Raw genomic sequence first — 10,085 nt, 5'->3', positions numbered from 1 at the left:
CGGCGCCACCACGGCTTCACGGACGAGGAGCTGGCGGAGCTGGCGCGGCAGTCGGTCCGGGGTTCGGCGGCCCCGGAGGACGTGAATCGCCGGCGCCGGTGACCGTGTCCGGCCGGACCCTCGACAACGGACTCGTCCGTGTACAGGTGGCGGACGACGGCACACTGTCTTCTGTATACGACATCCGGGCGGGCCGCGAGGTCCTCGCCGGCCGGGGCAACCTGCTCCGTCTGCACACCGACCTGCCCAACTACTGGGACGCCTGGGACATCGACAAGCACTACAAGAACCGCTTCACGGACCTGCTCGAGCCCGACTCGGTCTCCGTCGTCGAGGACGCCCCGCTGCTCGGTGCGATCCGCGTCACCCGTTCCTTCGGCAAGGGCTCGACCCTCACCCAGACGATCACCGTCCGGGCGGGCAGCCCGCGCATCGACATCGAGACCGACATCGACTGGCACGAGGCCGAGAAGATCATCAAGGCGGCCTTCCCGGTCGACGTGCGGGCCGCGCACTCCTCCGCCGAGATCCAGTTCGGTCACGTCCAGCGGCCCACGCACACCAACACCAGCTGGGAGTCGGCCCGTTTCGAGGTCTCCGGCCACCGATGGGTGCACATCGGCGAACCCGGCTACGGCGTCGCCGTCCTCAACGACTCGACGTACGGCCACGACGTCTCCCGCACGGTCCGTGAGGACGGCGGTACGACGACCACGGTCGCCCTCAGCCTGGTGCGCGCCCCGCGCATCCCGGACCCCGAGGCGGACCAGGGCCGGCACCGGTTCACGTACTCCCTGCTGCCGGGCGCCACGATTGGCGACGCGGTCGCCGAGGGCTACGCGCTCAACCTGCCGCTGCGCGTGGCGGAGTCGGCGGGCGCGGCGGAGCCGGTGGTGAGCGTGGACGGCGACGGGGTGACCGTCGAGGCGGTCAAGCTCGCCGACGACCGGTCCGGTGATGTGGTGGTGCGCCTGTACGAGTCGCGGGGCGGCCGGGCCCGGGGACTCGTGCGCACCGGGTTCCCGCTGGCCGGCTTCCAGGTCACCGATCTGCTGGAGCGGCCCCGCGAGGAGGACGCGGAGGCGGCCACGGCCGCCGACGGCGCGGTCGAGGTGACCCTGCGGCCCTTCCAGGTCCTGACGCTCCGCCTGCGGCGCGGCGAGTAGGGCCGGACCCCTTCCGGGCGGGCACGCCCGGACCCCAGCCGGGCGGGCACGGTACTGCACCACCGTGCCCGCCCTTCCCTCAAGCCCCCAGCCCCCAGCCCCCGGCCATCAGCCCCCAAGGCCCCAAGCCCTCAAGCCCCCAAGCCGAAGTCGCCCTCTTCGCCGAGGAGTTCAGTCGTGCCCATGCAACCCTGGTTCGCCGACGCCAAGTTGGGGATCTTCGTCCACTGGGGCATCTACGCCGTCGACGGCGTCCAGGAGTCCTGGTCGTTCTACGACGACATCGTGCCGCACGAGCAGTACATGTCCCAGCTCGGCCGTTTCACCGGCGCCCACTACGACCCGAAGGCCTGGGCCGACCTGTTCGCCCGCGCGGGCGCCCGGTACGCGGTGCTGACGAGCCGTCACCACGACGGGGTGGCGCTGTGGGACACGGCGTACGGCGATCTCAACCTGGGCCGCGACTACCTCACCGGCTATGCCGACGCCCTGCGCGAGAAAGGTCTGAAGGTCGGCCTGTACTACTCCCACTCCGACTGGAACCACCCCGACTACGCCTCCACCCGCAAGCCGGGCCGCCCGCCGGAGATGGAGGACAACCGCTACTCGGAGTGCTCGGCCGAGGACGAGGATCTTCAGGCCTGGGAGCGGTTCATCGCCTACCGGGACGGCCAGATCCGGGAGTTGGCCTCCCGTTACCGGCCCGACCTGATGTGGTTCGACGGGGAGTGGGACCGCAGCGAGGAGCAGTGGCGCATCCCCGAACTCGCGGCGCTGATCCGGTCGTACAGCCCGCACGTCGTCTTCAACGCACGCATGCTCAGTGAGGGCGACTACGCGACCCCCGAGCAGGGCGCGCCGATCGTGCCGCCGGACGGCCCCTGGGAGCTCTGCCTGACGATCAACGACTCATGGGGCTACCAGCACCACGATCACAACCACAAGTCCCTTGCCCAGCTGATCCGTTACTTCACGGAGACCATCGGCGGGGGCGGCAATCTGCTGCTCGACGTCGGCCCGATGGAGGACGGCACCATCCCGCAGCCGCAGGTCGAGCGGCTGGAGGGACTGGGGGAGTGGATCCGCAGGCACGCCGACGCCGTGTACGGGACGGTCCGCGGACTGCCGGCCGGGCACCACTACGGTCCCAGCACCCTCTCCGCCGACGGCCGCACCCTCTACCTCACCCTGTTCGACGCCCCGCGCGCGGAGATCGGTGTACGGGGTCTGGCGACACCGGTGCGCAGGGTCTCCGTGCTCGGCACCGGGGCCGAGCTCGGGCACCGGGTCGTGGGCGGGCTGCACGAGGCGGTCGGCGTGCTGTGGATCGACCCGCCGGCCGGGGCCGACCTCGACCCGTACGCCACCGTGCTCGCCGTGGAACTGGACGGTGAGCTGGAGCTCTACCGGGGCTCGGGCCGGTTCTGAGGCCCGGGTGCTCCGTCACACCCAGCACACACCCAGGTAAGTCATATGAACAATTAAGAAAGCGGTAAGAGGCCAGGTCAGGGGCGGAATGGGGGATTCCGCGGCTACCGCGCTTCATCTGCGAGACACCTGGACGTCGTCTTGGGCCCCTGGGATGCGGGCGCCAGGCGCAAGAGAGAGGTGTCGACGTGAGGGATACGCGCATAGCGGCGATGGGCAAGGGGCTGAAGCGCCGCGGGAGGCTCATGCGGGAGGCGGTGAGTCCGCCGCGGCGCACCCTGGACGCCATCCCCTCCCCGCGCAGGGAGCCCGCGCCCGCCGTGGCCTCGTACACCGCCCCGGCGGGCCCCCGCCTGGTGGAGTCCCCGGTCTTCGTGCTCTCCTCGGTGCGCTCCGGGTCCACCCTGCTGCGGGTGATCCTCAACAGTCACAGCCGGATCCGCGCCCCGCACGAGATGCATCTGCGCACCCTGCACGTGAAGCTCAGCCGGGACTTCACCGCCGAGGCCATGAAGGCGCTCGAACTCGACCGCACGGAGCTGGAGCACATCCTCTGGGACCGGGTCCTGCACCGGGAACTCACCCGCAGCGGCAAGGACGTCGTCGTCGACAAGACCCCGGCCAACACCCTCATCTGGCCGCGGTTGCACCGATGTTGGCCACACGCCCGGCACATCCTGCTGCTGCGCCACCCCGGCGCGGTGATCGCCTCTCTCACCGACCGCCGCAAGGACCCGGACCACGACGCCATCCGCGCCGAGGTGCTCGGCTACGCCGAGAAGCTCGAGGAGGCCCGGCTGGGTCTCGAGGGCGCGCACGTGGTCAGGTACGAGGAGCTCACCGCGGAACCGGAGCGCGTCACCCGTGACCTGTGCGCCCACCTCGGGGTGGAGTGGGAGCCCGCGATGCTGGAGTACGGCCGTGGCGACCACGGCGCCTTCCGGCCGAAGCTGGGCGACTGGTCCAGCACCATCAAGTCGGGCCGCATCCAGCCCGCCCGCACCGCCGACCCGGCCCTCGCACTGCCGCCCCGGCTGACCGAGATCGCCCGCGCCTGGGGTTATCCGACGGGGTGAGGACAGGGCGGGAGCGGGCGGCCGCTCCCCGTGACAGCGGCCGTCCGCCCCGATCCCCCGATCCCCCCGTGCCCCCCGGGCATCCCCCATGGCTCCCGGGGGCTGGTGCTTCCCCGTACTCCCCGTGCGTCACCCTGAACGGTGCACCCTGAACCGCGGTGCTTCCGCACCGGCCCACCGGGACCCTCACGTTCCCCCGTCGTCCCCGGTGGGCCTTCACGGTTACACCCTTTAGAACCCGCACCTCGCGCCGTGATACACCCCGGACGAAAGAAAGTTCCCCGGATCCTGAGCGGGATCCGGGGAACCGTGTACCGAGGGGCGGGGACGGGTCGGCTCAGCCGGTGAAGCCCGCCGTGATGGAGGTGAACTGCCAGGTGCTCTGGCTGATGCCCGAGCAGTTGCTCACCACGCCCCCGCCCGGGCAGGACCGGTCACGGTTGACGGCCCAGTAGGCGAGACGGGCGATGTGGTGCGCGTTGGCCCAGTCACGGATCGACGTCCAGATCGCCGGGGTGGTGTTCTCCTGCTGGTCGGACAGGCCGTTCATGCCGGAGATGCCGATGTGGGCGTAGGCGGTGGCGTCGTCCCAGCCGAAGGTGGACTTCAGCTTGGCCTTCAACCCCTCCGTGGCGTTCACGGTGTTGCCGTACATGTCGGAGCCGCCGCCGAAGTCGAACGGCATGATGGTGAAGACGTCGATGTCGGCGCCGATCGACTTGGCCTGCTCGATGAGACGGTTGCCGTAGTAGGTCGGCCCGGTGGTCGAGGTCCCGAAGGTGACGATGGTCCTGAGCCCCGGGTTGTTGGCCTTCACCGTCTTCAGCGCCGTCAGGATCCGCGCCTGCACGGCCTCGTTCTCGAACTCGTCCGTGTTCTCGATGTCCATGTCGATCGCCTTGAGCGCGTAGGCGTCGATCACCTTCTGCAGCGCGGCGGCCAGGGCGCTCGCGGAGGAGCAGTTGGCGCCGAGCTTGCTGCCCTGCCAGCCGCCGAACGACGGCACGATGTCACCGCCCGCCGAACGGACCTGGTTGATGACGCTCTGGTCGACGCCGCCCGTCAGCGGACGGGCGCTGTCCCACATCGGGTTGCAGCCGCCCCCGTCCAGCATGAACGCCATCGTGAACCACTTGACGCCCGTCGCGCTCATCACCGTGGACACACTCGGCGGATCGCCCCAGCCCTCGTACAGATAGGGCGCAGCCTGCTTGAAGGAGGTCCCGCCGCTGCCCGCGTTCGTCGTGACGGACACCGAGTTGGAGGACCCGGAGACGTTCCCGGCGGCGTCGCGCGCCTTCACACTGAAGGTGTAACCGGTGCTGGGCGACAGGCCGCTCACGGTGGCGGAGGTGCCGGAGACGCTCAGCACCCGCGAGGAGCCGCTGTAGACGTCGTACGCCGTGACGCCGACGTTGTCCGTGGAGGCGCCCCAGGACAGCGACACGCTGGAGGAGGTCTTGCCGGTGGAGGTCAGCCCGGTCGGCGTACTGGGCGCCTGGGTGTCCGAGCCGCCGCCCCCGCCGCCCGGCCCGTCCAGACCGATGTCGTCGGCGTAGTAGGTGCCCTGGGCGTACCAGCCGTGCACATAGACGGTCGCGCTGGTCTGCGCGGCACCGGTGGTGAAGGCCACCGACAGTTGGCTGTACGCCGACGGCGACGACGTCCAGGTGGAGGCGCCGCCGTCGACGCCGAGGTAGACGTAGCTGCCCCGCACCCAGCCGCTGAGTGTGTACGTCGTGTTCGGCTGGACGGAGACGGTCTGGCTGCATCGGGCGGTGTCGCTCGAACTCACCGCTCCGGCAAGGGCCTTGGACCCGGCGTGCACGGGCGAGGACACGACCGAGCCGAGGTTGCCGGTGCAGGACCAGGGGGAGAGGGAGCCGGATTCGAGTCCGGGGTTGGTGAGGATGTTCGCCGCCTCGGCGGTGCCGGGCAGGGCGATGGCCCCGGCGAGCGCGAGGGCGGCGGAGCCCATCAGGGCGAGAACTCGACGCCAGGGGCGTCTGTGAGGTGTCGTGCGCACGCGATCTCCCTGAAGGTATGGGGGTGTTCGGGAGTGCAGAGATGCAAAGGGGTGCGCAACAAAGTTGGTATGGACCAATCCGGCTGTCAAGGCGACGGACAGAATTGGTCCATACCGGTGAGTCGACCACCTGAAGGAGTGCGGGGAACTGCGCGAGCAACCGCAGCCGGCCCCGCACCCGGCGGCGAACCTAGAGCGGCAACACCTCGGCCGCGCCCGCCGGCGTCACCTCGACGACCTCCGCCTGCGCGGGAACCGCGGGCAGCAGCGGCTCGGTGCTGTCCTCGATCCGCTGGTGCGGCAGCGACACCGCACGCAGCGGACGCGGCCCGGACACCACCGTGTAGTCCTGCCCGAGGAACGGCGGCACGACCTCGCCCGAGTCTTCGCCGAGCGCCAACTGCACTGCCGCCCAAGGAGCGTTGACCCCGCACAGCGACAGCTGGTGCAGTCCGCCGGCGGGACGCGTGTTGACGTCCATGAGGACCGGCTCGTCACCGAACATACGGAACTGGATGTTGGACAGGTAGTGCAGCCCGAAGCCCTCGGCGATGCGCCGGGCCGGCTCCAGCCACTGCTCGTGCAGGGTGAAGCCGCGGCGGCGGCCGTTCTTGCTGCGGCCGATGGCCATCCGCACCCGGTTGTCGGGGCCGGTGAGGCAGTCCACGGACACCTCCGGCTGCTCCAGACGGGGCATCACCAGCCAGTCCACGGCCTCGTCGCCCTGCTTCAGCGCCTCGACGACCATGTCCAGCTGGACGTACGGGGTCGGGAAGCCGCTGAGGTGCATGAGCGAGAAGGGGGCGCGCGTGATCACCCGGAAGCCCACCCCGCCGGCGCCGGAGGCCGGCTTGAAGCACGCCCGGTGCCCCGCCTCCTCCAACTCCTCCACGGCGGCGACGAGTTCGTCGGCGTTGCGGGCCCGGTACCACGGCGGCACGGGCACGCCGATCGCCTGGACGGCCTCGTACGCGACGATCTTGTCCTCGAACACGGCGACGGCCTCGGGCGTCGGCGCCAGCAGGGCCGTGCCGATCGCCTCGAAGTCGGCGCGGTGCGCCACGATCGCGGCCTGCTGCAGCCGGGGCACGAACACGTCGATGCCGCGGCGCTGGCACTGGTCCAGCGCGTACTCGACGTAGGCGGCGGGGGACAGGCCCTCCGGCTCCAGGTCGGCGGTGTCGGCGGCGGCCAGCACGGGCGAGTCCGCGTCGCCGTGCGTCGCATGGATCTCGACCGCGCGATCGCTCGGATTTCGCCGCAGCTGATCCATGAAGAACACGTTCTCCGCGTACGTGCGGTTGAGCCAGACGCGTACGCGAGAGACCATGCGAGGCCGCCTTTCAGGGGTCGCGGGCAGGGCGAAGCAGGCCCGTGCCCGGGCAGGGGGATTGGAGGGTCACCAAACCGCCCTGCTGAAGAGGCGTTCATGGCGGTGGTGTTGGGGCGATCATACGGCTTCCCAGCCGTGCCGCGTGCAACGCGCGTGTTACGGATTTTCTGATCTTGTTCACTCATGTCATCCCGTCCGGTAAGGAAGTGACCACTCGGTAACCGTGGCGTGCACATGAGTGACACGAGGGGGGGCGGCCTTGTTCCGCGCCCGCGAATGTGCTGTCGTGGTGACCTTCGTGGGGTGGTGGACGGAAGGACGCGAGGTGACGTCGACGGCCGGTGGTGCCGGGCAGTTGCTGGCCATCAGCGATCTGCACATCGGCCATCCCGAGAACCGCGCCCTGGTCGAGCACATGACGCCGGACACGGACGAGGACTGGCTGCTGGTGGCCGGGGACGTCTCGGAGAACGTGGCCGACATCGGCTGGGCGCTGAAGACCCTCGCCGGCCGTTTCCGCAAGGTGGTCTGGGTGCCCGGCAACCACGAGCTGTGGACCCACCCCTCCGACCCCGTCACCCTGCGGGGCGTCGCCCGGTACGAGCATCTCGTCGGCCTGTGCCGCGACCTGGGCGTGGTCACGCCCGAGGACCCCTACCCCGTGTGGGAGGGCCCGGGCGGCCCGGTGGTCGTGGCGCCGCTGTTCCTGTTGTACGACTACTCGTTCCTGCCGGCCGGCTGCACGACCAAGGCCGAGGGGCTCGCGTACGCGGAGGGGACCGGCATCGTCTGCAACGACGAGTACCTGCTGCACCCCGACCCCTACCCGACCCGCGAGGACTGGTGCCGGGCCCGGGTCGCCGAGACCGCGCGCAGACTCGCCGAACTGCCGGACGATCTCCCGGTCGTTCCCGTCAACCACTATCCGCTGCACCGCCACCCGATGGACGTGCTGTGGCACCCCGAGTTCGCCATGTGGTGCGGCACCGAGCTGACCGCGGACTGGCACCGCCGCTTCCGCGTGGCGACCATGGTCTACGGCCATCTCCACATCCCGCGCACCACCTGGCACGAGGGCGTCCGTTTCGAGGAGGTCTCGGTGGGCTATCCGCGTGAGTGGCGGCAGCGCGTGCAGCCGCCGGGCCGGCTGCGCCGCATCCTGCCCGTGCCCGCCGAGGACACGATCCTGACGTGGCGGAAGACGCCGGCGGAGAGCGAGGACCGGTGATCGAGGAACTGCTGCCGGAGTCCGTGGTGGCCGTCGAGGCCTTCGGGGAGGAGGGCGTCCGGGAGTTCGGGGACGCGCCGCTCTACCCCGAGGAGGAGGCGCTGGTGGCGCGCGCGGTCGCCAAGCGGCGCCGTGAGTTCACCGTCGTACGCTCCTGCGCCCGGCGCGCGATGGAGAAGCTCGGGGTGCCGCCGCAGCCGGTGCTGCCCGGCGAGCGCGGCGCGCCGCAGTGGCCGGACGGCCTGACCGGCAGCATGACCCACTGCGAGGGCTACTGTGCCGCCGCGCTGGTGCGCGCCGCCGACCTCGCCTCGCTCGGCATAGACGCCGAGCCCAACGAGACGCTCCCGGAGGGGGTGCTCAGGGCCGTCGCCCTGCCCGCCGAACAGGAGCGGCTGGAGCGGCTGAGCGCCCGGCGCCCCGAGGTGCACTGGGACCGGCTGCTGTTCAGCGCCAAGGAATCCGTCTACAAGGCGTGGTTCCCCCTCACCCGTAAGTGGCTGGACTTCAGCGAGGCCGACATCGACGTCTCGGCCGGGACGGACGGGGAGGGACACGGCACCTTCCGCGCCCGGCTCCTCGTGCCCGGACCGGTGGTCGGCGGCCACCGGCTCGGGCACTTCGACGGCACCTGGACGGTCCGCCGGGGCCTGGTGGCCACGGCGGTCACCGTCCACCACCGCTGACCCGTCACGGTGCCGGGCACCAGCTCTGCAGCAGGCTGAAGAACTCCTCCTCGTTGCCCGCGAGTCCCGCCTCCGCCAGGGCCTGCTCCGCCTCCGCCAGCACGGCGGGTGGGACCACCGGGGGCCGCCGGTGGTGCGGCCGGCCGGAGACGCCGCCCCGCTCGTCGCCGGCGTCCTCGCCGAAGGCGGCGCGGACGGTGTGCAGCAGTCGCAGATAGGCCTGGACGGCGGTGCGCTCGCGGTCGGTCAGTACGGCAGTGTGCATCGGTCGGCTCTCCCCGTGTCGGCGTCGTCTCCGCGCCGCCGCGGCGGCGCGTACGCCGCCTTGCGACGGCGCACCCCCCAGCTTGCCGCGCACCACTGACAATCCGGTCGCACCGCCCGCCGGTTCGCCCGCTCAGCGGAGGCGAAACGCTCCGAAACCCCCGGACGGACACGCTCCCCACGCAGGGAGGAAGCGCTGTCGACCAGAGAGGAGGACGGGTGTTCGACGTCCCGTCAGGGCGTGCGGGAGTTTCGCGAGGCGAGTCGGCGCAGCGCGATGTGCTCGTCGTACGGAGAGGGCGGCGGTTCTCGGGAAGTCGGTTGTGCGGAGGTCAGTTCTTCGGGCCCAGATAGCCGAGCGAGGTCTCGATGCGGCCCGCCAGGTCGTCGCGGCCGCGGCCCCGCGGGGACGAACCGGCGAGCCAGGCACGGCACTTGCTGGCGAGCAGCAGGCCGAAGCTCTCGGCGTCCTTCTCCTCGGAGAGGTCGAAGCGGGTGCGCGCGGCGACCCTGCGGACCGTCGCCTGGAGGTCCGCCCCGTCGGTGAGTAAACGGGCCGCGACCGAGGCGCCCTCGACGTGCTGGCCGCAGTGGCCCGCGTTCATGTGCCACAGTTCGTGCCCGAGGATCACCAACTGGTGGTCGGGCGCGGTGCGTTCCTCGATGACGACGAGATCCTGGTCGGCCATGTCGAGCCACAGCCCGCTCGCCGTGTCGGTGGGGAAGGCGGCCGTGCGGAAGTGGACGGGGCGGCCCCGGCGTCTGCTCATCCCGTCGCACAGGGCGGTGTACAGCTCGGCCGGCGCGGCGGGCGTCGGCAGGGTCAGTTCGGAGACGAGTCCGCCGCACAGGCGGCGCATTTCCCTGGCTGTGCCCAC

At 71.0% G+C, this 10,085-nt stretch carries 8 protein-coding genes and 1 pseudogene; 5 read left to right on the top strand and 4 right to left on the bottom strand.

Features of this window, described 5'->3' with window-relative positions; genetic code table 11:
* Positions 1-86: 86 nt before the first annotated feature.
* The 3 genes and pseudogenes from ABZ464_RS47035 to ABZ464_RS47025 form a co-directional block, all read left to right on the top strand.
* Positions 87-1,166 (top strand): annotated as a pseudogene (locus ABZ464_RS47035) (glycoside hydrolase family 38 C-terminal domain-containing protein); the annotation flags it as partial.
* Between the two features lie 54 nt (positions 1,167-1,220).
* Positions 1,221-2,594 (top strand): alpha-L-fucosidase, encoded by a 1,374-nt coding sequence (locus tag ABZ464_RS47030; protein ID WP_359288137.1) that lies wholly within the window; start codon positions 1,221-1,223, stop codon positions 2,592-2,594.
* 188 nt (positions 2,595-2,782) lie between these two features.
* Entirely contained in the window at positions 2,783-3,670 is an 888-nt protein-coding gene (locus ABZ464_RS47025) for a sulfotransferase (protein WP_359288125.1), read from the top strand.
* Positions 3,671-4,007: 337 nt separating this feature from the next.
* Here the strand turns inward: ABZ464_RS47025 and ABZ464_RS47020 are convergent, their stop codons facing one another.
* Together ABZ464_RS47020 and ABZ464_RS47015 are read right to left on the bottom strand one after the other, a co-directional pair.
* Positions 4,008-5,696: a carbohydrate binding domain-containing protein gene (locus ABZ464_RS47020; RefSeq protein WP_359288123.1), complete on the bottom strand. Its 1,689-nt coding sequence runs from the start codon at positions 5,694-5,696 to the stop codon at positions 4,008-4,010.
* A gap of 190 nt (positions 5,697-5,886) precedes the next feature.
* Complete coding sequence (locus ABZ464_RS47015; protein ID WP_359288121.1) at positions 5,887-7,026, bottom strand: ATP-grasp domain-containing protein; 1,140 nt, start codon at positions 7,024-7,026, stop codon at positions 5,887-5,889.
* Positions 7,027-7,354: 328 nt separating this feature from the next.
* Here ABZ464_RS47015 and ABZ464_RS47010 point away from each other — a divergent pair, with 328 nt between their 5' ends.
* Both ABZ464_RS47010 and ABZ464_RS47005 read left to right on the top strand, forming a co-directional pair.
* Positions 7,355-8,257, top strand: coding sequence for a metallophosphoesterase (locus ABZ464_RS47010; protein WP_359288119.1), 903 nt, complete (start codon positions 7,355-7,357; stop codon positions 8,255-8,257).
* Positions 8,254-8,943, top strand: coding sequence for a 4'-phosphopantetheinyl transferase superfamily protein (locus ABZ464_RS47005; protein WP_359288135.1), 690 nt, complete (start codon positions 8,254-8,256; stop codon positions 8,941-8,943). The genes ABZ464_RS47010 and ABZ464_RS47005 overlap by 4 nt, the downstream gene beginning before the upstream one ends.
* Positions 8,944-8,947: 4 nt before the next feature.
* On the opposite strand, the gene ABZ464_RS47000 is transcribed toward ABZ464_RS47005, so the two are convergent.
* Positions 8,948-9,208 (bottom strand): hypothetical protein, encoded by a 261-nt coding sequence (locus ABZ464_RS47000; protein WP_359288117.1) that lies wholly within the window; start codon positions 9,206-9,208, stop codon positions 8,948-8,950.
* Positions 9,209-9,539: 331 nt separating this feature from the next.
* A complete protein-coding gene (locus ABZ464_RS46995; RefSeq protein WP_359288134.1) occupies positions 9,540-10,067 on the bottom strand; it encodes a toxin-antitoxin system, toxin component in 528 nt (175 codons plus the stop codon).
* Positions 10,068-10,085: the final 18 nt, after the last annotated feature.

It is taken from the genome of Streptomyces sp. NPDC005820 (genome assembly GCF_040630255.1).
Lineage (GTDB): Bacteria > Actinomycetota > Actinomycetes > Streptomycetales > Streptomycetaceae > Streptomyces.
Note: the sequence above shows the minus strand (reverse complement) of the source record. Positions and strands in the feature narration are given on the sequence as shown.

Coding starts and splice junctions, on each gene's coding strand:
- ABZ464_RS47015 (WP_359288121.1), bottom strand. CDS start 7,026: ATGGTCTCTCGCGTACGCGTCTGGCTCAACCGCACGTACGCGGAGAAC.
- ABZ464_RS47000 (WP_359288117.1), bottom strand. CDS start 9,208: ATGCACACTGCCGTACTGACCGACCGCGAGCGCACCGCCGTCCAGGCC.
- ABZ464_RS46995 (WP_359288134.1), bottom strand. CDS start 10,067: ATGCGCCGCCTGTGCGGCGGACTCGTCTCCGAACTGACCCTGCCGACG.